This is a genomic window from Acidaminococcus fermentans DSM 20731 (genome assembly GCF_000025305.1).
Taxonomy (GTDB): Bacteria; Bacillota; Negativicutes; order Acidaminococcales; family Acidaminococcaceae; genus Acidaminococcus; species Acidaminococcus fermentans.
In genome coordinates, this window is record NC_013740.1 from 2,107,676 (window position 1) to 2,129,621 (window position 21,946).

Consider the following 21,946-nt stretch of genomic DNA (forward strand, 5'->3'; position numbering starts at 1 on the left):
GTTGTATCCCCCTCTTATGCCAGTACATTCAGGTGCTTCAGTTCCGGATCTTCTGAACCGGTCATGCTGCAGCCCTTTTCTTTGGCGTACCGGATATGTTCCAGTACGGTTTTGGTGATTTTTTCGCCCGGTGCCAGCAGCGGGATCCCCGGCGGATAGCACATGACGAATTCGCTGCACACCCGGCCTTCGCACTGCTCCAGGGGCAGGCTGATCTTGTCCGCATAGAAGGCTTCCTGGGGACTGGTGACCACCACCGGTTCCACATATTCCTGGGTAAGCATGCCGGTGGGATCCTTCTGGTACCGGCGGCGGATTTCCGCCAGGGCGCTGACCAGCCGTTCCAGATCCTGGATCCGGTCCCCCATGGACAGGTAGGCCAGGATGTTGCCGATATCCCCGAACTCGATCTGGATGTCGTAGTCATCCCGGAGGATGTCGTACACTTCGATGCCGGCCAGGCCGATGTCCAGGGTGTGGATGCTCAGTTTTGTGTTGTCGAAATCAAAGACGGAATCCCCGTTCATCAGTTCCCGGCCGAAGGCGTAGTAGCCCCCGATGTTGTTGATTTCCTGCCGGGCGTATTCCGCCATATCCACCACTTTGTGGAAGATCTCCCGGCCGTGGAGGGCCAGCCGCCGGCGGCTGATGTCCAGGCTGGACATCAGCAGGTAGCTGCCGGAGGTGGTCTGGGTCAGGTTGATGATCTGCCGCACATACCCGGCGTGGACCTTGGGCCCGGTGAGCAGGAAGCTGGACTGGGTCAGGCTGCCCCCGCTTTTGTGCATGGAGATGGCGGCCATGTCGGCGCCGGCGGCCATGGCGGATACGGGCAGGCCGCTGCCGAAGTAGAAGTGGGTGCCGTGGGCTTCATCCGCCAGGCACAGCATCCCCGCGTCATGGGCCATTTTCACAATGGCCCGGAGATCGCTGCACACCCCGTAATAGGTGGGGTTGTTCACCACCACCGCCACCGCGTCCGGATTTTCCCGGATGGCCTTGGCCACTGCATCCCGTTTCATCCCCAGGCTGATTCCCAGCCGCTTGTCCACATCCGGGTTCACGTACACCGGGATGGCCCCGCAGAGCACCAGGGCGTTGATCATGCTTTTGTGGACATTCCGGGGCAGGATGATCTTGTCCCCCCGTTTGCAGGCGGACAGGATCATGGACTGGACAGCGCTGGTGGTCCCCCCCACCATCAGGAAAGCCTGGCTGGCCCCAAAGGCGTCGGCGGCCAGCTGTTCCGCCTCCCGGATCACCGACACCGGATGGCACAGGTTGTCCAGGGGCTTCATGCTGTTTACATCCACCCCCACGCATTTTTCTCCCAGAAAATCCGTCAGTTCCGGATTTCCCCGGCCCCGTTTGTGGCCGGGCACGTCAAAGGGCACCACCCGCATCTTCCGGAACCGTTCCAGGGCCTCATAGATGGGGGCCCGATCCTGCTTCAACCGATATTGTTTTTCCAAGCTCTTTCCCTCCCCAGTATTGCTGCTGTCTCTGCTTCCTGCAAAAAAAACGCAAGCTGCCTCTTTGCAGCTTGCGTAATAAGGTCTCATCCGGTATGGCGGTTTGCTTCTTTTCAGGGAATCTCCCCGTTACGAACGACTCTTATTGACCGTTTCACAAGTCTGCGCACAGACGCATTGCGGTTATGAAGTAACCAACTTATAAAAGTTGAACCCACAGGTTCAATCAATAAGGCTGCAAACCAGTTGCCGCCAGTTCGGCAGTGGACCCGGCTGTCCGTATGGCCTTGACCGGACAGCCGTCCCGAAAGACGTAATCTTGTCCAGTGGTCCGATGAAGGTTTTGAAAACACGTGACCGAATTTTCAAATCGTAAAAATTTTAACATACCCCCACCCCGTTGTCAATTTCATCTTGTCTTTCTCCCTTCCCCCGTGCTACCATGGGGACAGACTTTTTGAAGGGAGCTGGTTGGATGACACGGGAGGAATGGATACGGGCCCAGGTGCGGAACCCCTGGCACTGGGGGAGCCTGCTGGCCCTGTGGGGACTGGGGTATTACACCCTGGGCTGGGCGGGCCGGGGCCACTATACCGCCGCCATTGCGGGCTGGGTGCTGTTCCTTCTGGTGGAAACCGCCCCCATGCTCTGGACCATGCTGGTCTTCACCGGGGCCATCCTGTTCCTGTCCCGGTTCTTTCCTCCGGCGGCCCTGATTTTCCTCATCATCGGCATCGTGTTCTTCATCCTCCGGATCCGGTACGTGATCCAGAACGCCCAGCTGCTGGCCAGCGGCTTCCTGGTCTATCTGCTGTACTACCATCTGTTTGCCGACCGGATGCGGCTGGGCTGGGCGCTGGTGGAAGCCTGCTACAAACTGGTGACTCTGAACCACCTGTTTGCCCTGGCAGCTCCGGCATTTCCTGGCCTACCCGGCCCTGCTCCTGGCCGCCGGTCTCCCGGTGCTCCTGGTCCACCTGCTGCTTTGGCTGGCCTACCGGAGGGGGTATGAAAGCCGCAATGCCCTGACGGTGCTGTTCGGCCTGCCCCTGGTGGTGCTTTCCTTCCTGCTGCCCTTCCTGAAAATCCTGGGCGCCTTTGACGGGGCCGCTTTTACCGACGCCGGCCACACCGGGCACATGGGCGGGGACGGATTCCATGGCACGGACGGATTCCATGGCACCCACGGGATCCAGACCACCGACGGCTTCCACGGCACCGGCGAGGTCCCTATGCCGGCAGATGGCCACCCGGTGCCCATACACCATGTGAACGGCTACTTCCGTTCCACCCCTGACGGGGGCACCACCTATGTGCAGCCCCATGTGGCCACCAATCCGGACGGCATCGTGGAAAACAACCTGTCCTGGCACGGTCTCCATCCCGCGACCGGACCGGAAGGAACCCCCCAGGCCCCATCAGCCGCCGGCCATCCGGTCCATATTCCCCACGTGGATACGGTGCCAGGGGTGGGAAAGGAGAAGAAGGAATAAAAAAAAAGGCTGTGAAAAAATGATTTCTCATTTTTTCACAGCCCCTTTTTTAATCAAACTTCCGGTCGTACAGATCACTCTTGGCCAGGAATTCCTCCACCGTAGCGAAGCCCAGCTTTTTCAGCAGCTCGATCACGTAGGGATTTTCCGCCGGGGTGTTGTACTGGGCCTCATCGCTGTAGGCCTGTACGTTCTTCTTGCCTTCCTCCCGGTTCACCAGGGCCTTGGGGCCGCCTACGCAGCCGCCCTTGCAGCCCATGCCTTCGAAGAAGTTCCCTTCATGGTTCCCCTTCAGGATGTTGTCGATCATGGCCCGGCATTCCGGCACGCTGTCCGCCCGGCGGATCTTCATTTCGATCTTCCGGTGGGGATTCAGCTTCTTCACCGTGGCATCCACAGCCGCCGCCACCCCGCCGGCATAGGCGTAGCGGATCCCGGCCTTGGAAGCGTGGGGCACATTGTCCTCTTCCAGGGAAGCCAGATCCAGTTTGGTGGTGGAGAACAGATCCCGGAGTTCTTCATAGGTGAGCACGTAGTCGATGGCACCCTTCAGATCCGGTTCCTTGATTTCCGCCTTCTTGGCCATGCAGGGCCCGATGAACACGGTCTTGGCTTCCGGATGGAGCACTTTTACCGTCCGGCCCCCGGCGATCATGGGAGATACGGAACCGGGAACATTGGGCATCAGCTGATGGTACAGCCGGCGGATCATGGCGATCCACATGGGGCAGCAGCAGCTGGTCAGCTGGAAGTCCCCTTCCTTGTTGACGTTCTTGTCAAATTCAAGGGCTTCCTTCAACGTCAGGATATCGGCGAACACCGCCACTTCCAGCATCCCGGAAAAGCCCAGCAGCTTCAGGGCCGTCCGCAGCTTGCCGGCAGTGACTTCCGGACCGAACTGGCCGGAAAAAGCCGGTGCCACCAGGGCGTAGATGGGGGTATCCCCCTTCTTCAGTTCTTCCACCACCGGGATGATGTCCTTCTTGGTCTTCAGGGATTCCAGTTTGCAGGCATCCACACAGGCCTGGCAGCCCACGCATTTGTCCGGATCGATCTGGACCCCGTCAGCGCTGGGGTGCATGGCATCCCACTGACACACCTTCACGCAGTCCGCCTGTTTGTCTTCAGAACAGGTGCAGGGTTTCACCCGCCACACCAGGCTGGTGTCTTCCGGATGGGCCAGACATTCGATCATCTTGGGATCGGCGTTTTCGATGTCTTCCACATTCTTCCCTTCCGCCGCCCGCTTCAGCATCTTGTGATACAGTTCATCCAGAGTCAGGTTCTTCGCTTTGCTTTCTTCCATGTTTTTCTCCCCTCATGCAGCGGGCTGCCGGTTGTACAGCCCCTATGGTTCCGCTTTACACATTCAAAAAATCTGCCAGCAGATTTTTTCATCCGGCCGCTGACCGTTGACAGCTGACCGTTGACAATTTATACGATTTTCGTGGACCATCCCTCAATGTTCCACACCTGGTCCACCCAGTCTTCGTAGAATTCCGGTTCGTGGGACACCAGCAGCAGGGTTCCCTTGTATTCCCGGAGGGCCCGCTGGAGTTCCTCCTTGGCCTCCACATCCAGGTGGTTGGTGGGTTCGTCCAGCACCAGCAGGTTGGCCGGCCGCTGCATGATCTTGCACAGCCGCACCTTGGCCGCCTCGCCCCCGGAAAGGGCGGTCATCCTGGTGGTGATGTGGTCATTGGTAAGCCCGCAGGCCGCCAGGGCTGCCCGGACTTCCGAATTGCTCATCCCCGGATATTCCTGCCACAGTTCCTCCAGGGCAGTGTTCTGGTTCCCCTTGGCGCTTTCCTGTTCGAAATACCCTACGGAAACAAAATCTCCCTGTTCCACGCTGCCGGCCACCGGGGGGATCATTCCCAGCAGGGTCTTCAGCAGGGTGGATTTCCCCAGGCCGTTGGTGCCCCGGATGGCGATTTTCTGTCCCCGTTCCAGCTTCAGGTCCACCTGTTTGGTGAGAGGTACATCGTACCCCAGCACCAGGTTGGAGGCCGTGAGCACGAACCGGGACGGGGTCCGGTCCTCCAGGAACCGGAAATGGGGTTTGGGTTTCTCCGCCCGTTTGGTGAGAAGCTCCATTTTGTCCAGCTTCTTCTGCCGGCTGTTGGCCATGCCCCGGGTGGCCACCCGGGCTTTGTTCCGGGCGATGAAATCCTGTTCCTTCTTGATTTCCGCCTGCTGCCGTTCATAGGCTGCTTCTTCCTGGCGCCGTTTCAGGGCCGCCATTTCCTCGAACTTTTCATAGTTCCCGGTATACCGGTCCAGCTTCAGGTTGTCCACATGCCAGATGATGTTGGTCACCGCATTCAGGAAGGGCACGTCATGGGAAATCAGGATAAAGGCGTTTTCATAATCCTGGAGGTACCGGGTAAGCCACTGGATGTGTTCCGCATCCAGATAGTTGGTGGGTTCGTCCAGCAGCAGGATGTCCGGATTCTCCAGCAGCAGTTTGGTCAGGAGCACCTTGGTCCGCTGGCCCCCGGACAGTTCGTCCACCTTATGTTCCAGGCCGATGTCCCGGAGCCCCAGACCCCCGGCCACTTCCTCGATCTTGGCATCCAGGTTGTAGTAGTCCGCCGCTTCCAGCCGTTCCTGGATTTCTCCCACTTCTTCCATGAGCCGGTCCATTTCCTCCGGGGAAGCGCTTTCCATTTTGTCGTAATCCGCCAGCATCTCCTGTTCCTGTTCCACCAGGTCCTGGAAGGCGGTGCGTAGGGTTTCCCGGATGGTCATCCCGGGCACCAGCACGGAATGCTGGTCCAGATAGCCAACCTTGGTCCGCCGGGCCCAGGTGACCTTCCCTTCATCCGGACTCAGTTTGCCGGTGATGATGGACATAAAGGTGGATTTTCCTTCCCCGTTGGCCCCCACCAGGGCCACGTGCTCCCCTTTTTCCAGGCGGAAAGAAACATCGTCGAAAATATCCCGTCCCCCATAACTGTGGGACAGATGGGCAACATCCAAAACGCTCATGCAGGAACTCCTTCATCTTTGTTCATTCATGCCAGCTTTGCTGGCCTCCTTGGGCCGTTGACAGTTGACAGCTGACCGTTGACAGGGTTGCTGCCCCGCAGCAGCCTTTATAATCGATTTAGTATACCATAAAACCCCCGCCGGGTCCAATCCTCCCATCCGTTGCCGGGACAACAGACATCTGCCTGTACCGTATGCTATACTGTCCCCGATAGGGGTCTGCCGCATGGGCGGCGGGCCTGTGACCCACAACAGGATTCATGGAAAACAAGGGGAGAAAAACATGGGTTATCAACTGACAAAGGAAGGGCTCCGGCAGGTCTTTGCCGCCTGGAGCCGGGAGTACGACATCTACGCTCCCAAACGGTTCGAAGGCACTGGCCGGTTCTCGGAAACCGACGTGATCCGCTATGGCACGGTTTCCGATCCGGAAGAAGTGATCTGGGACCAGCGGTCCGACTATTCCTGGAAGGAAGCGCTGCTGCCGGTGTGCCAGACCCTGCTGTACTTTACGGAAGACACGGTCACCGAAGCCCAGGACCCGGACCGGGGCAAGATTGTCCTGCTCCGGAGCTGCGACCTGGCGGCAGTGGAACGGTTCGACTACATCTTCCTCCAGAACGGGCCGGAGGATTCCTACTACAAAGCCCGCCGGGACAAGATCAAATTCGTCCTCATGGGCTGTGCGGAGTCCTTTGAGGGCTGTTTCTGCTGCTCCATGGGCACCAACCATGCCGATGGCTGGGACGGGGCCCTGAACCGGCGCCCTGAAGGATACCTGGCAGAAGCCCGGGACGGCTTCCTGGCGGACGCTCTGGCAAAAGCCGGCACCTCCTGTGGGGAGGTGGCCCCGGATGCGGTGGAAACCAACGATTTCACCGTCACCGTACCGGACAACCTGACGGAAGCGGTGGCCAAAAGCACCATCTGGGACGAATACGACAAACGGTGCATCAAATGCGGCCGGTGCACCCTGGTGTGCCCCACCTGCACCTGCTGGTCCATGCAGGATCTCTACTACACGGAAAACGGCCAGGCCGGGGAACGGCGCCGGGTCCAGGCTTCCTGCATGATCGACGGCTACACCGACGTGGCCGGGGGCCTGAAGTTCCGCCAGAAGGGCGGGGAACGGATGCGCTTCAAGGTGCTCCACAAGGTCCTGGACTTCAAGAAACGGGCCGGCTACCAGATGTGCGTGGGCTGCGGCCGCTGTGACGCCATCTGTCCGGAATACATTTCCTTTGTCCGCTGCATCGAAAAACTGGCGGACGGCATGACGGAGGTTACGAAAGATGAAAAATAACACCTATCTGCCTTTCCGGTCCGAGATCCTGGAAGTGATCAAACATGCGGACCTGGAATATACCTTCCGGATGGCCTATGACCGGGGTGCGGAACATCCGGTGAAGCCGGGCCAGTTCTTCGAGATTTCCATCCCCAAATACGGGGAGGCCCCCATTTCCGTCAGCGGCATCACCGACCATTCCCTGGATTTCACCATCCGGAAAGTGGGCAGCCTGACCAACGAAATCTTTGAAAACTACGTGGGCAGCCATTTCTTTCTCCGTGGACCCTACGGCAACGGGTTCGATGTGGACATGTTCAAGGGAAAGGAAATCATCCTGGTGGCCGGGGGCTCCGGCCTGTCCCCCATCCACGGGGTCATCGACTACTTTGCGGACCATATGGATGAATGTGAACGGCTGACGGTAATCGTGGGCTTCAAGTCCCCCCATGACATCCTGTTCCGGGATGACCTGAAACGGTGGAAAGCAAGCGGCATGAACCTGATCTACACCGTGGACAAGGCCGATGACGACCCGGACTATGACGGCCATGTGGGCCTGGTGACCCAGTACATCCCGGAAATGAACCTCCAGGATCCGGACAACGCCATCGCCGTGGTGGTGGGCCCGCCCATGATGATCAAATTCTCCATCAAGACCCTGCTGGGCCTGGGCTTCGACGAAGAAAAAGTCTGGGTCTCCGAATCCCGGAAGATGTGCTGCGGCGTAGGCAAATGCGGCCACTGCCGGATTGGGGAAATCTACGTGTGCCAGGATGGACCGGTGTTCAAATACACCCAGGTCCGTTCCTTCATTGACTAGGAGGCGTGCCATGCTGGATATGGATTGTGGAAAACTGAAAAAGAACGCCTACCGGGTCACCAAGCACCGGGGCGTCACCTCTTCCCGGGTACGGGTGCCCGGAGGGCATCTCACCGCCGATGTGCTGGGAAAGATCCAGGAAATCGCCGAAACCTACGGCAACGGCCAGGTCCATCTGACCATCCGCCAGGGCTTCGAGATCCTGGGCATCCCCTTTGAAAAAGTTCCGGAAGTGAACAAGGCTCTCCAGCCCATCATCGAGGAACTGGACATCAACCAGGAAGCCCCCGGCACCGGCTACCCGGCTTCCGGTACCCGGAACATCATGGCCTGCGTGGGGAACCGGGTGTGCCCCTTCGGGAACTATGACACCACTGCCCTGGCCAAACGGATCGAAAAGGCCATCTTCCCCAACGACCTCCATGTGAAGGTGGCCCTTACCGGTTGTCCCAACGACTGCTGCAAGGTGCGGATGCACGATTTCGGGATCATCGGCATGACCGAGCCCCAGTTCGACCCGTCCCGGTGCATCAGCTGTGGGGCCTGCGTGAAGAAATGCAAACAGCTTTCCGTGGAAGCCCTGCATATGGACAAATTCCGGCCGGTTCGGAACGTGGAAAAATGCATCGGCTGCGGGGTCTGCGCCCATGCCTGTCCCAACCGGGCCTGGACCCGGAGCAGGACCCAGTACTTCCGGATCACCCTCCTGGGCCGCAGCGGCAAGAAGAATCCCCGGATGGGCGTGGACTTCATCAAATGGGCGGATGCGGACAGCGTGGTAAAGATCGTCAGCAATGTGTATGATTACGCCCGGAAGTACATCGACCCGGAAGCCCCTGGCGGCAAGGAACACATCGGGTACATGGTGGACCGGACCGGTCCGGAAGAATTCCTCCGGTACATCCTCCGGGACGTGCACCTGCCGGAAAAGGCGGAAGTGTACAAGCCTCTCTACTGGAACGGGATCCGGTATTGGGGGTTGAAGTAATAAAGGGTGTGAAAATGCTTTTCACACCCTGTCACTAGTCTCTAGTCACTAGTCTCTAGCTGATGGAAGCCAGCTATCGCTGGCAAATATAGGAGTTGTGAATTATTTTTTCACAGCTCCTTTTTTGTTATAATGGACCCATGAAAGGACTGATACTCATGAAATGGCTCATTGCTTCTGATATCCATGGGTCCGCCTTGTTCACCCGGCAGCTGCTGGAACGGTTCCGTGCCGAAGGGGCCGACCGACTGCTTCTTTTGGGCGACCTGCTGTACCACGGGCCCCGGAACGACCTGCCCGAAGGCTATGCCCCCAAAGAGGTCATCCGGCTGCTGAACAGCGTCAAGGACCGGATTTTCTGCGTCCGGGGAAACTGTGAAGCGGAAGTGGACCAGATGGTGCTCCAGTTTCCGGTGCTGGCAGATTATGCCCTGCTGGAATGGAACCATCACCTGATTTTTGTGACCCACGGCCACCTCTACAACACCCAGAACCCGCCGCCCCTCCAGCCCGGAGACATCCTGCTCCACGGCCATACCCACATCCCCGCTGACGAACCCTGGGGCCGGGACAACCGGTACTGGAACCCGGGCTCCGTATCCCTGCCCAAAGCCGGCAGCGCCCACGGATATATGGTGCTGGAAAAGGACCGGCCCCTCTGGAAAGCACTGGAATAGGAGGACCACCACCATGCTTCTTTCCCGAAAAGTTTCTCTTTCCCTTTTCCTGGCCATCCTGGCCCTGGCTCCCCTGGGTTTCCGGCCCCTTCCTGCCCTGGCGGCGGAGGCCGGTCCCTCCCATGCCCAAAAGGCCGCGCCCCATCCCCAAAAAGCCCCGGCGCTCCTGGGCCGCCCCCACGGCAAAATCTCCCCGGTCATCGACGCCCACAGCGCCGTGGCCAACACGGATCTGATGCCGGTGGCGGCCGGCGTCACGGTGATCACCCGGCAGGAAATCGCCGCCAACCACTATGACAGCGTGGCCGAAGCCCTGACCTATGCACCGGGAATCACCGTCACCGGCGGGGTGGTGAACACCTCCCAGCGGATCGTCCGGATCGACGGGGACGAGCGGGTGGCGGTATTCATCGACGGCCACCGGAGGAACCTGGAAAGCGGCCTGACCAACGGCCGCAGCACCTACGACCTGGACATGGCCGTGCCCCCTTCCGCCATTGAACGGATCGAAGTGATCCGCGGGATGGCGGACGGCGGCTATCTGAACTATGATACCCCCGGCGGGGCCATCAACATCGTCACCCGGAAGGGCCGGGACCATCAGGTCCGGCTGGAAGGAGCCCGGGGTCCCTATGACGGCTGGCGCTGGAGCGCCCATCTGGAAGGCAGCGTCGAAGGCTGGAGCTGGCTGGCCACCGGAGGCCGTTCCAACCTGGATGCCCTCCACTACCGGGACGCTTCCGGCAGCCGGCACACCATGCCCGATTCCGCCCGGAACCGGCGGGAAATGTTCTACCGATTCGACCGGCAGTTCACCGATTCCACCTCCCTGACCCTCTCCTACGCCCATTTCAGCAACAGCCGGGGGCTCTGGCTGGGCCGTTCCTACTGGGACAGCCACCGGGAGGACTATGAGGCGGAAAAGCTGGCCAACAACGTGAACCTGACCTACAACTACAAGGAAGACGCTCCGGTGCCGGCCTGGATTTCCTTCTCCCACAACTACAACCAGGCGGATTCCTACTATCCTGCCGGGACGGAGGAACAGGACCGGCTCCCCAGCTACAGCCGGTGGAAAGCCCGGACCAACAGTCTGGACTGGCGGGACGGGTGGAAAGTGGGCCGGAATCTGACGGTTTCCGCTGGGGCCTCCTGGCAGCACACCTCCCTGGATACGGAGCAGAACCTGCTGGATGCACACAACTTTGCCAAGGACTACAACAAGGGCATCAGCAACCTGTCCGCCTTTGTGACCACCAAGACCCGGTACGGCAAACTGTCCCTCCAGAGCACCTCCCTGTTCAACCACAACACCCGGTTCGACAATGAATACGTATATGGGAATTCCCTGGAATACCATCCCGATGACCGGCTGACCCTCTACGGATCCCTCCAGCGGATCTATTCCGTCCCCACCCTGGATGAGCTGTATTACAACAATGCCAACCGGGATTCCAACGGTGCCTGGAAGATTCGGGGCAATGAGCATCTCCAGCCGGAAACGGGCCTCAAATGGAACGGGGGCATCCGATACCGGCTCAATGATCACAGCACCCTGGACGCCAATGCCTTTGTGTCCCACATCAACAATCCCATTGTCTGGTACAAGGAGGCCGGAGCCTGGACTCCGAAGAATCTGGAAAGCCAGAACAAATCGGGGCTCCAGCTCACCTGGGAAGACCGGTTCAGTCCCCGGTACGGGCTCACTGCTTCCTATGCCTGGACCCGGACGGACACCACCTGCGGCGGGGGCATCGATCCCCGGTACACCGATGAGGTGGCTCCCCATGCCTTCAAGACGGCCCTGACCTACCAGGACAGCCGCTGGACCAACAGCCTGCTGTTCCAGGCCGCCTGGGGCCGGGACAAGGGATGGTACACCGGCAATGCCTATACCCTGGACGCCAATTTCAACTACCGGTTCAACAGCCGCTGGAGCGCCTGGCTGAAGCTCCGGAACCTGCTGGACGAAAGTTACGAAGACGTGGGCTCCCGGGCCCTGGGAGACTGTCCCGCCTACGGCCGCACGGCCCTGATGGGAGTGACGTATACGTTGTAAAAAAGGGGGGTGAATTTTTTCACACCCCCTTTTTTCACTTCCTCCCCATCTCCTTCAGATTCTTGAAAAACCGGTCGATGATCCGGTTGTAGACTCCAAGGGGATCGTTTTCGCTGTTCCGGACCCGGGCGTCTTCGCTGGAAGCCACCAGCTTCCCGGTTTTGGTGTCGAACCACAGGAACCGGACAGTGACGCTGGCATAGGGCACATAGTAGTCCGGGATATACTCCGGATAGGTAATGGTCCGGTAAAAGGTGTTCCAGTTGCCCTTGTCATCCCGGTAGCTGTCGTCGATTTCCCGGGTCTTCCACTCTGTGTGGGCGGGCACCAGATAGGAATCCACCTGGCATTTGTCCAGCAGGGCCAGGATATACAGCTGGGCCCCGGCATCCAGGGCCTGCTGGGGGATGGTCACTGCCTTCCGCTCTCCGCTTTCCGCCGGATGGACCGACTTCTCTGTTTCCTGTTCCCCGGCTTTTTCTCCTGTCCCCGGAGCAGGCAGGGAGGCTTTTGTTTTCCCTTCCCCCGGCAGCAGGGCCCGGAACTGGGCCGCCGATTCCATCACCACTTTGGGAGATTTCACTTTCCCCGCCTTTTTCCGGTATTCCTGGAGCATTTTCTGGGCCTTGGTCCCGCTTTCCAGCCCATACCCGCTCAGATCCATCTCCGACAGATACACCGTCTTCACCTGGCTGAAATCATACTCCGTATCCTGCCAGCTGGTGTATTCCGCCAGCGCCCCGGAAGCCCCGGCCACCGTCAGGAATCCCGCCAGCAGCACCGTGCGGATGCCTTGCAGCAGTTTCATGGTGTCTCACCCTTTCTGTTTTTTCTGATTTCTTGTATTCTGCCATCTCCACATGAATCTCCCATGAAGCAGCAGCCTTCATCGTCAGTATACCATAAAAAAGAACCCGTCCCAAAGGGCGGGTTCTCTCCACAGGCCCGAGACGCGAGACTCGAAACCCGAAACCGGGGGGTTGCCGCAGCAACACCCCTTCTTGCAGAACTCAGATCAGTTCCAGGATAGCCATTTCAGCTGCATCGCCGCGGCGGGGAGCCGTTTTGTAAATACGGGTATAACCGCCGTTGCGGTCAGCGTATTTGGGGGCGATTACATCAAACAGCTTCTTGGTGGCATCTTCATCCACGAGGAATGCCAGAACCTGACGACGGGCGCTCAGATCACCTTTTTTGGCCAGGGTGATCATCTTATCAGCCAGACCGCTGATTTCTTTGGCCTTCGTTTCGGTGGTTTCAATTCTCTCGTTTTTGAAGAAGGCGGTCAAGACGCTGCGGAACATAGCTTTCCGGTTGCTGGTGTTCCGGTTGAATTTTCTGTAGGACATCTTTCGTCTTCCTCCTATTCTTCGTCAGCATTGCGCAGGTGCAATCCCAACTCCTCGATTTTGTTCTTGACTTCTTCCAAGGATTTGCTGCCCAGGTTCCGGACGCAAATCAGCTCGTCTTCCGTCTTGTTGATGATATCTTCTACCGTGTTGATGCCGGCCCGTCTCAAGCAGTTGTTGGAACGGACAGTCAGATCCAGATCATCGATGGACATCTGCAGCACAGAAGACTTGCTGCCTTCGTCGCTGGTCTTGGTACCATCTTCGTCCCCCTGGATGCGGGGCACGTTGGTGGTCTTGAACAGAGCCAGATACTTGATCAGGATTTCGGCTGCAGAAGTCACAGCTTCATCCGGCCCCAGGCTCCCGTCGGTCCACACTTCAAGGGTCAGCCGGTCATAGTTGGTCACGTTGCCCACCCGGGTATCGGTAACACCGAATTTCACACGGGTAATGGGAGAATAGATGGAATCCACAGGGATGAAGCCGATGGGCTGATCCTTGGATTTGTTCTTCTCCGCCTGCACGTAGCCGCGGCCCACGTCAACGTAGATTTCCATGTTCAGGGCGCCGTTCTTGTCCAGGGTTGCAATGTGCAGCTCAGGGTTCAGAACTTCCGTATCCTGATCGGTGATCACGTCAGCGCCGGTCACTTCGCCTTCGCCGGCCTTCTTGATGTAGAACGTCTTGGGCTCAAAGGAGGCCTGGTCATCCAGACCCACTTTGAAGCACAGGGCTTTAATGTTTAATACGATATCCGCAACGTCTTCTCTGACTCCCTCAATGGTAGAGAACTCATGGAGAACTCCATCGATTTTGATGCCCGTCACAGCCATGCCGGACAAGGAAGAAAGCAGTACACGACGCAGACTGTTACCTAAAGTAATACCGTATCCACGTTCCAAAGGTTCCCAGACGAACTTGCCATAACGTCCGTCAGGAGAAATTTCGTCGACAACCAGGCTAGGTTTTTCGATTTCCTTCATGCGGAAGCCTCCTTTCGCGCATTACCACAATACGCGGTATAAGTAAGTGGAGAACAGTATCGGATTACTTGGAGTACAATTCGACGATCATCTGTTCTTCAACAGGAACGTCGATGTCTTCCCGAACCGGCAGACGGTCAACCTTTCCGCAGAGGTTCTGAGCGTCCACAGAGATCCAGGCAGGAACGGAGGTCTTGCCCAGGACTTCAGCCATGCCCTTGAAGTAGGCAGAGCTGCGGCTGTTTTCCATTACGGAGACTACATCCCCGGCTTTTACCAGAGCAGAGGGGATGTCCAGGCGCTTGCCGTTGACGGCAATGTGGCCGTGGGTCACCAGCTGGCGAGCCTGACGGCGGGTGTGGGCCAGGCCCATGCGATACACCACGTTGTCCAGTCTGCGTTCCAGCAGGATCAGCAGGTTGGCACCAGCGATGCCTTCCATTTTCTTGGCTTTTTCGTAGTAGCCGCGGAACTGTTTTTCCAGAACGCCATAGATGAACTTGGCTTTCTGTTTTTCAGCCAGCTGCATACCATATTCGCTCTTCTTTTTGAACTGGCGTTTCGGCTGACGGTTGGATTCTTTCATAACCCCAACGAATGCCGGAGACATGCCCAGAGATCTGCATCTTTTCAGAACAGGAGTCTTATCAATAGCCATCTAGTCTTTCACCTCCAATTATACTCTTCTGCGTTTCGGCGGACGGCAGCCATTGTGAGGAATCGGAGTCACATCTTTGATGGATTCCACTTCCAGGCCTGCAGCCTGCAGAGCGCGGATGGCAGCTTCACGGCCAGCGCCGGGTCCCTTTACGAATACTTCGATCCGTTTCAGGCCATGTTCCATAGCGGCTTTGGCAGCGGTTTCAGCAGCCATCTGAGCTGCGAAAGGAGTGCTTTTCCGGGAACCGCGGAAGCCCTGACCGCCGGCAGAAGCCCAGCTCAGGACAGCCCCGTTCAGGTCGGAAATCGTTACGATCGTGTTATTAAAGGTGGAGCGGATATGTGCTACACCAGCTTCAATGTTCTTGCTTACTTTCCGTTTGTTACGGACAACTTTTTTACCAGCCACTCGTCTAATCCCTCCTTAGACAAACTTACTTCTTAGCACCGGCCACTTTTTTCGGGCCTTTACGGGTACGAGCATTGTTTTTGGTGTTCTGACCGCGCACAGGCAGGCCTGCACGATGTCTGCGGCCGCGGTAGCAGCCGATTTCCACCAGGCGTTTGATGTTCAGGGATTCTTCACGGCGAAGGTCCCCTTCCACTTTATATTCATGATCCAGGATTTCACGCAGCTTGGCAATTTCCGCTTCCGTCAGATCCCGGACACGGGTGTCCGGATTGATCCCGGTCTTGGCCAGGATTTCCCGGGACAGGGTCAGACCAATCCCGTAAATGTACGGCAGGGCATATTCGATACGTTTATCTCTAGGCAAATCTACACCGGCGATACGAGCCATTCAAAGCACCTCCTTATCCTTGTCTCTGTTTATGTTTCGGGTTTTCGCAAATGACCATAACGCGGCCTTTGCGTTTGATAATCTTGCATTTTTCGCAAATGCGTTTTACAGACGGTCTTACTTTCATGTTGCTTGAACCTCCTCTTGCCAATCCTCTTATTTGAACCGATAAGTAATCCGGCCCCGGTTCAGGTCATAGGGCGTCAGCTCTACGGTAACCTTGTCCCCTGGGAGGATCTTAATAAAGTTCATACGTATTTTTCCGGAAATATGTGCCAGGATTTCATGATCGTTTTCCAGTTTTACCCGGAACATCGCATTGGGTAAAGATTCCAAGACAGTACCTTCTACTTCGATCGCATCTTGTTTTGACACGCTAATGCCTCCTTACCCTTTTACCGCAGCGACCACATCAGCATACACCTTGTCGATGGGCTGAGTGCCGTCAATTTCCCTGTACACGCCTTCCGCCTTGTAATACGCAATGAGAGGAGCAGTTTGGCTATGGTACGCTTCCAAACGTTTTTTTACAGTGGTTTCTTTGTCATCATCCCGCTGGTAAAGTTCCCCACCGCATTTGTCGCATACATTTTCCTGTTTGGGAGGATTGTATACCACATGATAGGTCGCACCGCAGTTCTTGCAGATCCGCCGGCCGGTGACCCGGGCCACCAGGTCTTCATCAGGCACGCTGATGTTGACGGCAGCGGTCAGGGTGATCCCGAGATTCTTCAGGATTTCGTCCAGAGCTTCTGCCTGTTCTTTGGTACGGGGAAAACCGTCCAGGATGAATCCTTTGGCACAATCCGGCTGGCTCAGCCGTTCTCTCACAATGCCGATCGTGACACTGTCAGGAACCAAACCGCCGGCGTCCATATATTTCTTGGCTTCTTTCCCCAGTTCCGTCCCATTTTTCACAGCCGCACGGAACATATCTCCCGTGGAAATATGGGGAATGGGGAAATCGGCAACTAATTTTTCCGCTTGGGTCCCCTTGCCTGCGCCAGGAGGTCCCATTAAAAGAATATGCATGTTCTCTCTCCTTATTTCATGAAACCCTGGTAGTGCCGCATGAGGGTCATGGACTCTACCTGTTTCATCGTGTCAAGCGCTACGCCAACCACGATCAACAAAGCCGTTCCGCCGAAGTATACTCCGGAAATTCCTGTGAGCCAGACGATCATGTTGGGCATAATAGCAATGAACGCCAGAAAAACAGCACCCGCCAGGGTGATCCGGTTCATCACCTTGTCCAGATAGTCCGTGGTGGGTTTGCCAGGCCGCAGCCCGGGGATGAAGCCCCCATATTTCTTGATGTTGTCGGACATATCCGGAATGTTCAGGCTTACTGCCGTATAGAAGTAAGTGAAGAACAGGATGAGCAGGATGTACAGCGAGGTCTGCAACGGTGTGCCCCATGCTAAATAGCCGGCCACTTTCTGGATCCAGGGGATCTTGATGAACTGCGCAATGGTCACAGGAAACATCAATACGGAAGAAGCGAAGATGATGGGCATCACACCAGCCTGATTCACCTTTAAGGGAATATAGGTGGTGTGCCCGCCGTACATCTTCCGACCTACGATCCGCTTTGCGTACTGGACGGGGACTTTCCGGTAGGCCACCGTAATGGCCACCACGAACATCACCATCAGTACAGCCAGCACAGCGAAGATCAATACGTTGAAGACGTTGATAGTTCCTGCCTGCAGGTACCGGCCGATCACAGCCAGCCCGTTGGGCAGTCGGGAAATAATCCCAGCAAAGATGATCAGAGAAATCCCGTTCCCGATCCCTTTGGCCGTAATCTGTTCCCCAATCCACATCAGCAGCAGAGAGCCTGCGGTAAGGGTGATGACAATCATGGCAAAGGAGAAGAAGTCAGGATTGTTGACTGCTGCCCGCAAGCCATATGCCATCCCGATTGCCTGAATGGCGCCCAGGCCCACCGCTGCGTAGCGGTTGATTTTATTGATTTTTTTTGCTCCTTCCGCTCCCTCTTTGGACCATTCTTCCAAAGTCGGGATCACCACTGTCAGCAGCTGCGTAATGATTGACGCATTGATGTAAGGAGTAATGCTCATGGCAAATATGGAGAATTTGCTGAGAGCACCGCCGGAGAACAGATCCAGAAGACCGAACAGATTCCCACTGGTGAAAAGCCGTTCGATCATGGCTGCGTTAACCCCCGGAACGGGAATTTGCGTACCAGCCCTGAATACTATGAACATCGCAAGGGTAAAGAATACTTTCTTTCGGAGTTCCGTAGCCTTTAACAGGTTATCAAGGGCTGATGCCAATTAGATCACCTCTACCTTACCGCCGGCAGCTTCGATCTTGGATTGAGCAGTTTTGCTGAAGCCCATGGCTTTTACCGTGACCTTTTTGGTCAGTTCGCCATTGCCCAGGACACGAATGCCGTCACGGATGTTTTTCACCAGACCGGCTTCGATCAGGGCCACAGGATCGATTACAGCACCGTCGTCAAAGCAGTTGAATACTTCCACGTTGATTTCAGTGTAATGTTTGCCGAATTTATTGTAGAAACCGCGTTTCGGCAGACGCAGGTACAACGGCTTTTGGCCACCTTCAAATCCAGGACGTTTCACCCCGCCGCTACGGGATTTCTGACCTTTTTGGCCTTTGCCGGATGTTTTGCCCAGGCCGGAACCAAGACCGCGGCCTACACGGACGCGAGCTTTTTTGGAGCCGGCAGCGGGAGCCAATTCATGCAAATACATTTGCAGACCTCCTTATTACGCCTTGACTTCTTCTACTTTGACCATATGTTCCACTTTGTGGATCATACCGCGCAGAGCAGGGCAGTCTTCTTTCACAACGCTGGTACGGATCTTGGTCAGACCCAGAGCCTTGACAGTAGCGCGTTGGTCTTTGGGATACCCGATCAAGCTACGGGTCAGCGTGATTTTTACCTGTGCCATCATGCTACCTCCTTAGCCCAACAGTTCTTCAACAGTTTTGCCGCGCAGAGCAGCAACGTCTTTGGCATTCTTCAGGGATTTCAGCCCTTCCAGGGTAGCCCGGACCACATTGTTGGGGTTGGAAGTCCCCTGGGATTTGGTCAGGATGTCCCGAACGCCAGCCAGTTCCAGGACCGCACGGACAGGACCGCCGGCGATAACCCCGGTACCTTCCATAGCCGGTTTCAGCAGAACACGGCCTGCACCGAACACACCGATTACTTCGTGAGGAATGGTGGTGCCCTTCAGGGGAACGGTGATCAGGTTCTTTTTGGCATCATCCACACCTTTGCGGATGGCTTCGGGAACTTCGGCAGCTTTGCCCAGGCCCATGCCAACCTTGCCGTTTTCATCACCAACAACAACCAAAGCAGAGAAGGAGAAACGACGTCCGCCTTTTACGACCTTAGCTACGCGGTTGATGAAGACTACTCTTTCTTTGAAGCCATCATCTTGTTTTTCGTAATTAGCCACTCTTATGTCCTCCCTCTGTTAAAATTCCAGACCAGCTTCACGGGCTGCTTCAGCCAGAGCTGCCACACGGCCGTGATACAGGTAGCCGCCACGGTCGAATACAACCGTCTTGATGCCCTTTTCCAGAGCCTTTTTGGCGATTTCGGTGCCCACAGCTTTGGCAGCTTCGATGTTGCCGCCGTAGTTGGCTTTGTTGGCCTTTTCCACGGTGCTGGCGGATACCAGAGTTTCACCAGTTTCATCGTTGATAATCTGAGCGTAGATGTTGCTCAGGCTGCGATATACATTGAAACGGGGTTTTTCAGCCGTTCCCACAATATTTCTGCGCATACGCAGGTGACGTTTCTGACGTGCTGCGTTTTTATCTTTCTTGTTCAGCAAGAGATTCACTCCTTCCTATTAGAAATTATTTCTTGCCTTTGGCGCCGGCTTTACCAACCTTGCGGATGATATGTTCGCCTACATAGCGGATCCCTTTGCCTTTGTAGGGTTCGGGAGCCCGCAGGCTGCGGATTTCAGCAGCAACAGCACCAACTTTTTCCTTGTCGATACCGGAAACGATGATTTCCGTGGAGTTCGGGCAGTCGAAGGAAATGCCTTCGGGAGGATCCATCACGCAGGGATGGGAGAAGCCCAGGGTGAAGCTCAGGGCTTTGCCCTTCTTGGCTACACGGTACCCAACGCCCTGGATTTCCAGGTGTTTGGAATACCCTTCCGTAACACCGATGATCATGTTGTTGATCAGGGTACGGGACAGGCCGTGGAGGCTGCGGTGCACCTTGTCGTCGGAAGGACGGGTCACGGTGATCACCCCATCATTCAGGGCCACGGTCAGTTCTTTGCTGATTTGACGGCTCAGTTCGCCTTTCGGTCCCTTAACGGAGACCAGGTTATCTTCCACCGTTACCGTAACTTTATCAGGGACGGTAATCGGAGCTTTTCCAATTCTTGACACTTATAAGCACCTCCGGTCTAGGGAATATCTTACCAAACGTAAGCCACTACTTCGCCGCCCAATCCAGCTTTCCGGGCAGCCTTGTCGGTCATCATGCCCTTGGAAGTGGAGATTACGGCGATGCCCAGGCCGCCCAGTACGCGAGGCAGCTGGTCTTTCTGGGTGTAGACTCTCAAACCGGGTTTGGAGATACGCTTAATGCCAGAAATAACTTTTTCCTTGTTGGGACCGTATTTCAGCTGTACACGGATCACATTCTGGTGTTCACCGGCTACGACTTCGAAATCTTTAATGAATCCTTCGCTCTTCAAAATCTCTGCAATGGCAGTTTTGATTTTGGAGCAGGGGATTTCAACTTTATCGTGATGAACCGAATTGGCATTACGGATTCTCGTAAGCATATCGGCAATCGGATCAGTCATGGTCATTTATAAAAGCCCTCCTTCCTTTTTCCGCTCTTACCAGCTTGCTTTCGTTACGCCGGGAATAGCGCCTTCGTAAGCATACTTCCGGAAGCAGATACGGCAAATGCCGAATTTGCGCATGTAAGCATGCGGTCTGCCACAGATTTTGCAGCGATTATATTTGCGGACCTTGAACTTCGGTTCCGCTTTCCATTTTTCAATCAATGCGGTCTTTGCCACGGTTTTCCCTCCTTATGCCCCAAACGGCATACCCAGAAGCTTCAGCAGTTCTCTGCCTTCTTCGTCGGTTTTCGCAGTCGTTACGATGATAACATCCATGCCGCGGACTTTGTCGACTTTATCGTAGTCGATTTCAGGGAAAATCAGCTGTTCTTTCAGGCCGATGGAGTAGTTGCCACGGCCGTCGAAGGACTTGGGGTTGACCCCTCTGAAGTCACGTACCCGGGGCAGGGCAATGTTCATGAATTTATCCAGGAATTCGTACATCCGGTTGCCCCGCAGGGTAACTTTCACGCCGATGGGCATGCCTTCACGGAGTTTGAATGCAGCGATGGATTTCTTTGCTTTGGTGATGATGGGTTTCTGACCGGCGATCATGGTCATGTCAGCCACAGCAGATTCAATGGCTTTGCTGTTGGTCACTGCTTCACCGCAGCCAATATTCAAAACAACTTTTTCCAGTTTCGGAATTTCGTTGACGTTCTTGTAATTGAATTTTTCCATTAAGCCTTTCACAGCTTCGGAATTGTATTTGTCTTGCAGTCTCGTTGCCATCTGTTTTCCTCCTTTCCCGAAGATTATTTGTCGATGACTTCCCCGCATTTTTTGCAGGCTCTGACAAAACCGTTGCCAGCGGCCACTTTCTTAATACGGGTCGGTTTCTTGCAGGACGGGCATACCAGCATTACGTTGGAAACGCTGATGGGAGCTTCCTTGGTAATGATCCCACCCTGAGGGTTGCTCTGGGAAGGTTTCGTGTGCCGTTTTACCTGGTTCACGCCTTCCACAGTCACCTTGGATTTCTTCGGGAAAGCAGCGGTCACTTTGCCTTCCTTGCCTTTATCTTTACCGGCCAATACCACAACGGTATCGCCTTTTTTTACGTGCAATTTTACGGCTTCAGCCATTTCTGCAACACCTCCTTGTTCTTAGAGCACTTCCGGTGCCAGGGAAATGATCTTCATGAAGTCTTTATCACGGAGTTCCCGGGCAACAGGCCCAAAAATACGAGTGCCCTGAGGGGTCTTATCGTCTTTGATCAGAACCGCAGCGTTTTCGTCGAAACGGATGTAAGAACCATCCGGACGGCGGGTGCCTTTTACGGAGCGCACCACAACGGCCTTCACTACGTCACCTTTTTGGACAACGCCACCGGGTGTAGCATCTTTGACAGAAGCCACGATGATGTCACCGATGTTGGCGTATCTCCGATAGGAACCGCCCAGCACACGGATGCACATAATCTTTTTGGCGCCGGTATTGTCCCCAACATTCAGCACAGTCTGCTGTTGAATCATGGTTTACCTCC

The 21,946-nt window shown here is 56.1% G+C and carries 30 protein-coding genes; 7 read left to right on the forward strand and 23 right to left on the reverse strand.

Annotation, left to right across the window (positions count from 1 at the left end):
- Window positions 1-14: 14 nt before the first annotated feature.
- Window positions 15-1,472, reverse strand: coding sequence for an aminotransferase class I/II-fold pyridoxal phosphate-dependent enzyme (locus tag ACFER_RS09690; protein ID WP_012939225.1), 1,458 nt, complete (start codon window positions 1,470-1,472; stop codon window positions 15-17).
- A gap of 475 nt (window positions 1,473-1,947) precedes the next feature.
- Here ACFER_RS09690 and ACFER_RS09695 point away from each other — a divergent pair, with 475 nt between their 5' ends.
- Together ACFER_RS09695 and ACFER_RS09700 are read left to right on the forward strand one after the other, a co-directional pair.
- Window positions 1,948-2,484, forward strand: a complete 537-nt coding sequence (locus tag ACFER_RS09695) for a hypothetical protein (RefSeq protein WP_012939226.1) — start codon at window positions 1,948-1,950, stop codon at window positions 2,482-2,484.
- Window positions 2,372-2,965 carry a hypothetical protein gene (locus tag ACFER_RS09700; protein ID WP_148213946.1) on the forward strand — a complete coding sequence of 198 codons (594 nt, stop codon included), beginning with the start codon at window positions 2,372-2,374 and terminating at the stop codon, window positions 2,963-2,965. Before ACFER_RS09695 ends, ACFER_RS09700 begins: the two co-directional genes overlap by 113 nt.
- A gap of 49 nt (window positions 2,966-3,014) precedes the next feature.
- Here the strand turns inward: ACFER_RS09700 and ACFER_RS09705 are convergent, their stop codons facing one another.
- On the reverse strand, window positions 3,015-4,271 hold the full coding sequence (locus ACFER_RS09705) for a [Fe-Fe] hydrogenase large subunit C-terminal domain-containing protein (protein WP_012939228.1): 1,257 nt from the start codon (window positions 4,269-4,271) through the stop codon (window positions 3,015-3,017).
- Window positions 4,272-4,399: 128 nt separating this feature from the next.
- Window positions 4,400-5,956, reverse strand: a complete 1,557-nt coding sequence (locus ACFER_RS09710; RefSeq protein ID WP_012939229.1) for an ABC-F family ATP-binding cassette domain-containing protein — start codon at window positions 5,954-5,956, stop codon at window positions 4,400-4,402.
- A gap of 283 nt (window positions 5,957-6,239) precedes the next feature.
- Here ACFER_RS09710 and asrA point away from each other — a divergent pair, with 283 nt between their 5' ends.
- From asrA to ACFER_RS09735, 5 genes are all read left to right on the forward strand, one after another.
- Window positions 6,240-7,259: an anaerobic sulfite reductase subunit AsrA gene (gene asrA / locus ACFER_RS09715; RefSeq protein WP_012939230.1), complete on the forward strand. Its 1,020-nt coding sequence runs from the start codon at window positions 6,240-6,242 to the stop codon at window positions 7,257-7,259.
- On the forward strand, window positions 7,249-8,064 hold the full coding sequence (asrB, locus tag ACFER_RS09720) for an anaerobic sulfite reductase subunit AsrB (protein ID WP_012939231.1): 816 nt from the start codon (window positions 7,249-7,251) through the stop codon (window positions 8,062-8,064). The genes asrA and asrB overlap by 11 nt, the downstream gene beginning before the upstream one ends.
- 10 nt (window positions 8,065-8,074) lie before the next feature.
- Window positions 8,075-9,052 carry a sulfite reductase subunit C gene (gene asrC / locus ACFER_RS09725; protein ID WP_012939232.1) on the forward strand — a complete coding sequence of 326 codons (978 nt, stop codon included), beginning with the start codon at window positions 8,075-8,077 and terminating at the stop codon, window positions 9,050-9,052.
- A 158-nt stretch (window positions 9,053-9,210) separates the two neighbouring features.
- A complete protein-coding gene (gene yfcE, locus ACFER_RS09730) occupies window positions 9,211-9,729 on the forward strand; it encodes a phosphodiesterase (protein WP_012939233.1) in 519 nt (172 codons plus the stop codon).
- 13 nt (window positions 9,730-9,742) lie between these two features.
- Window positions 9,743-11,788 carry a TonB-dependent receptor plug domain-containing protein gene (locus tag ACFER_RS09735; RefSeq protein ID WP_012939234.1) on the forward strand — a complete coding sequence of 682 codons (2,046 nt, stop codon included), beginning with the start codon at window positions 9,743-9,745 and terminating at the stop codon, window positions 11,786-11,788.
- Between the two features lie 34 nt (window positions 11,789-11,822).
- Here the strand turns inward: ACFER_RS09735 and ACFER_RS09740 are convergent, their stop codons facing one another.
- From ACFER_RS09740 to rplN, 20 genes are all read right to left on the reverse strand, one after another.
- Window positions 11,823-12,596, reverse strand: coding sequence for a hypothetical protein (locus ACFER_RS09740; protein WP_012939235.1), 774 nt, complete (start codon window positions 12,594-12,596; stop codon window positions 11,823-11,825).
- Between the two features lie 202 nt (window positions 12,597-12,798).
- Window positions 12,799-13,137, reverse strand: coding sequence for a 50S ribosomal protein L17 (gene rplQ, locus ACFER_RS09745; protein WP_012939236.1), 339 nt, complete (start codon window positions 13,135-13,137; stop codon window positions 12,799-12,801).
- A 14-nt stretch (window positions 13,138-13,151) separates the two neighbouring features.
- Entirely contained in the window at window positions 13,152-14,123 is a 972-nt protein-coding gene (locus tag ACFER_RS09750) for a DNA-directed RNA polymerase subunit alpha (RefSeq protein ID WP_012939237.1), read from the reverse strand.
- Window positions 14,124-14,187: 64 nt separating this feature from the next.
- Window positions 14,188-14,781 carry a 30S ribosomal protein S4 gene (gene rpsD / locus ACFER_RS09755; RefSeq protein WP_012939238.1) on the reverse strand — a complete coding sequence of 198 codons (594 nt, stop codon included), beginning with the start codon at window positions 14,779-14,781 and terminating at the stop codon, window positions 14,188-14,190.
- 18 nt (window positions 14,782-14,799) lie between these two features.
- Window positions 14,800-15,192 carry a 30S ribosomal protein S11 gene (rpsK, locus tag ACFER_RS09760; protein WP_012939239.1) on the reverse strand — a complete coding sequence of 131 codons (393 nt, stop codon included), beginning with the start codon at window positions 15,190-15,192 and terminating at the stop codon, window positions 14,800-14,802.
- Window positions 15,193-15,217: 25 nt separating this feature from the next.
- Window positions 15,218-15,583 carry a 30S ribosomal protein S13 gene (rpsM, locus tag ACFER_RS09765; protein ID WP_012939240.1) on the reverse strand — a complete coding sequence of 122 codons (366 nt, stop codon included), beginning with the start codon at window positions 15,581-15,583 and terminating at the stop codon, window positions 15,218-15,220.
- 13 nt (window positions 15,584-15,596) lie between these two features.
- Window positions 15,597-15,710 carry a 50S ribosomal protein L36 gene (rpmJ, locus tag ACFER_RS11165; protein ID WP_009015366.1) on the reverse strand — a complete coding sequence of 38 codons (114 nt, stop codon included), beginning with the start codon at window positions 15,708-15,710 and terminating at the stop codon, window positions 15,597-15,599.
- A gap of 29 nt (window positions 15,711-15,739) precedes the next feature.
- Window positions 15,740-15,958: a translation initiation factor IF-1 gene (gene infA / locus ACFER_RS09770; RefSeq protein WP_009015367.1), complete on the reverse strand. Its 219-nt coding sequence runs from the start codon at window positions 15,956-15,958 to the stop codon at window positions 15,740-15,742.
- Between the two features lie 12 nt (window positions 15,959-15,970).
- Window positions 15,971-16,615 (reverse strand): adenylate kinase, encoded by a 645-nt coding sequence (locus ACFER_RS09775; RefSeq protein WP_012939241.1) that lies wholly within the window; start codon window positions 16,613-16,615, stop codon window positions 15,971-15,973.
- Window positions 16,616-16,626: 11 nt separating this feature from the next.
- On the reverse strand, window positions 16,627-17,883 hold the full coding sequence (gene secY, locus ACFER_RS09780; RefSeq protein WP_012939242.1) for a preprotein translocase subunit SecY: 1,257 nt from the start codon (window positions 17,881-17,883) through the stop codon (window positions 16,627-16,629).
- Window positions 17,884-18,324 (reverse strand): 50S ribosomal protein L15, encoded by a 441-nt coding sequence (gene rplO, locus ACFER_RS09785; protein ID WP_012939243.1) that lies wholly within the window; start codon window positions 18,322-18,324, stop codon window positions 17,884-17,886.
- Between the two features lie 15 nt (window positions 18,325-18,339).
- Window positions 18,340-18,525 (reverse strand): 50S ribosomal protein L30, encoded by a 186-nt coding sequence (gene rpmD, locus ACFER_RS09790; protein ID WP_012939244.1) that lies wholly within the window; start codon window positions 18,523-18,525, stop codon window positions 18,340-18,342.
- Between the two features lie 12 nt (window positions 18,526-18,537).
- Window positions 18,538-19,038, reverse strand: a complete 501-nt coding sequence (gene rpsE, locus ACFER_RS09795) for a 30S ribosomal protein S5 (protein ID WP_012939245.1) — start codon at window positions 19,036-19,038, stop codon at window positions 18,538-18,540.
- An 18-nt stretch (window positions 19,039-19,056) separates the two neighbouring features.
- Window positions 19,057-19,419, reverse strand: coding sequence for a 50S ribosomal protein L18 (gene rplR / locus ACFER_RS09800; protein WP_012939246.1), 363 nt, complete (start codon window positions 19,417-19,419; stop codon window positions 19,057-19,059).
- A 25-nt stretch (window positions 19,420-19,444) separates the two neighbouring features.
- Window positions 19,445-19,993: a 50S ribosomal protein L6 gene (rplF, locus tag ACFER_RS09805; RefSeq protein WP_012939247.1), complete on the reverse strand. Its 549-nt coding sequence runs from the start codon at window positions 19,991-19,993 to the stop codon at window positions 19,445-19,447.
- 29 nt (window positions 19,994-20,022) lie between these two features.
- Entirely contained in the window at window positions 20,023-20,421 is a 399-nt protein-coding gene (gene rpsH / locus ACFER_RS09810; RefSeq protein WP_012939248.1) for a 30S ribosomal protein S8, read from the reverse strand.
- A 30-nt stretch (window positions 20,422-20,451) separates the two neighbouring features.
- Window positions 20,452-20,637: a type Z 30S ribosomal protein S14 gene (locus tag ACFER_RS09815; protein ID WP_012939249.1), complete on the reverse strand. Its 186-nt coding sequence runs from the start codon at window positions 20,635-20,637 to the stop codon at window positions 20,452-20,454.
- A gap of 12 nt (window positions 20,638-20,649) precedes the next feature.
- On the reverse strand, window positions 20,650-21,192 hold the full coding sequence (gene rplE, locus ACFER_RS09820; RefSeq protein ID WP_012939250.1) for a 50S ribosomal protein L5: 543 nt from the start codon (window positions 21,190-21,192) through the stop codon (window positions 20,650-20,652).
- 23 nt (window positions 21,193-21,215) lie between these two features.
- Window positions 21,216-21,545 carry a 50S ribosomal protein L24 gene (gene rplX / locus ACFER_RS09825; RefSeq protein ID WP_012939251.1) on the reverse strand — a complete coding sequence of 110 codons (330 nt, stop codon included), beginning with the start codon at window positions 21,543-21,545 and terminating at the stop codon, window positions 21,216-21,218.
- A gap of 21 nt (window positions 21,546-21,566) precedes the next feature.
- Complete coding sequence (rplN, locus tag ACFER_RS09830; protein WP_012939252.1) at window positions 21,567-21,935, reverse strand: 50S ribosomal protein L14; 369 nt, start codon at window positions 21,933-21,935, stop codon at window positions 21,567-21,569.
- Window positions 21,936-21,946 lie beyond the last annotated feature (11 nt).

Excerpts from the sequence above, each read along its gene's own strand:
- rplN (WP_012939252.1), bottom strand. The coding sequence starts at position 21,935 with ATGATTCAACAGCAGACTGTGCTGAATGTTGGGGACAATACCGGCGCC.
- ACFER_RS09740 (WP_012939235.1), bottom strand. The coding sequence starts at position 12,596 with ATGAAACTGCTGCAAGGCATCCGCACGGTGCTGCTGGCGGGATTCCTG.
- yfcE (WP_012939233.1), top strand. The coding sequence starts at position 9,211 with ATGAAATGGCTCATTGCTTCTGATATCCATGGGTCCGCCTTGTTCACC.
- ACFER_RS09710 (WP_012939229.1), bottom strand. The coding sequence starts at position 5,956 with ATGAGCGTTTTGGATGTTGCCCATCTGTCCCACAGTTATGGGGGACGG.
- rpsM (WP_012939240.1), bottom strand. The coding sequence starts at position 15,583 with ATGGCTCGTATCGCCGGTGTAGATTTGCCTAGAGATAAACGTATCGAA.
- ACFER_RS09695 (WP_012939226.1), top strand. The coding sequence starts at position 1,948 with ATGACACGGGAGGAATGGATACGGGCCCAGGTGCGGAACCCCTGGCAC.
- ACFER_RS09750 (WP_012939237.1), bottom strand. The coding sequence starts at position 14,123 with ATGAAGGAAATCGAAAAACCTAGCCTGGTTGTCGACGAAATTTCTCCT.
- rpsH (WP_012939248.1), bottom strand. The coding sequence starts at position 20,421 with ATGACCATGACTGATCCGATTGCCGATATGCTTACGAGAATCCGTAAT.
- asrC (WP_012939232.1), top strand. The coding sequence starts at position 8,075 with ATGCTGGATATGGATTGTGGAAAACTGAAAAAGAACGCCTACCGGGTC.
- rpmD (WP_012939244.1), bottom strand. The coding sequence starts at position 18,525 with ATGGCACAGGTAAAAATCACGCTGACCCGTAGCTTGATCGGGTATCCC.
- ACFER_RS09775 (WP_012939241.1), bottom strand. The coding sequence starts at position 16,615 with ATGCATATTCTTTTAATGGGACCTCCTGGCGCAGGCAAGGGGACCCAA.
- asrA (WP_012939230.1), top strand. The coding sequence starts at position 6,240 with ATGGGTTATCAACTGACAAAGGAAGGGCTCCGGCAGGTCTTTGCCGCC.
- asrB (WP_012939231.1), top strand. The coding sequence starts at position 7,249 with ATGAAAAATAACACCTATCTGCCTTTCCGGTCCGAGATCCTGGAAGTG.
- rplE (WP_012939250.1), bottom strand. The coding sequence starts at position 21,192 with ATGGCAACGAGACTGCAAGACAAATACAATTCCGAAGCTGTGAAAGGC.
- rplX (WP_012939251.1), bottom strand. The coding sequence starts at position 21,545 with ATGGCTGAAGCCGTAAAATTGCACGTAAAAAAAGGCGATACCGTTGTG.
- rpsD (WP_012939238.1), bottom strand. The coding sequence starts at position 14,781 with ATGGCTATTGATAAGACTCCTGTTCTGAAAAGATGCAGATCTCTGGGC.
- rpmJ (WP_009015366.1), bottom strand. The coding sequence starts at position 15,710 with ATGAAAGTAAGACCGTCTGTAAAACGCATTTGCGAAAAATGCAAGATT.
- rplQ (WP_012939236.1), bottom strand. The coding sequence starts at position 13,137 with ATGTCCTACAGAAAATTCAACCGGAACACCAGCAACCGGAAAGCTATG.
- rplO (WP_012939243.1), bottom strand. The coding sequence starts at position 18,324 with ATGTATTTGCATGAATTGGCTCCCGCTGCCGGCTCCAAAAAAGCTCGC.
- ACFER_RS09705 (WP_012939228.1), bottom strand. The coding sequence starts at position 4,271 with ATGGAAGAAAGCAAAGCGAAGAACCTGACTCTGGATGAACTGTATCAC.
- ACFER_RS09735 (WP_012939234.1), top strand. The coding sequence starts at position 9,743 with ATGCTTCTTTCCCGAAAAGTTTCTCTTTCCCTTTTCCTGGCCATCCTG.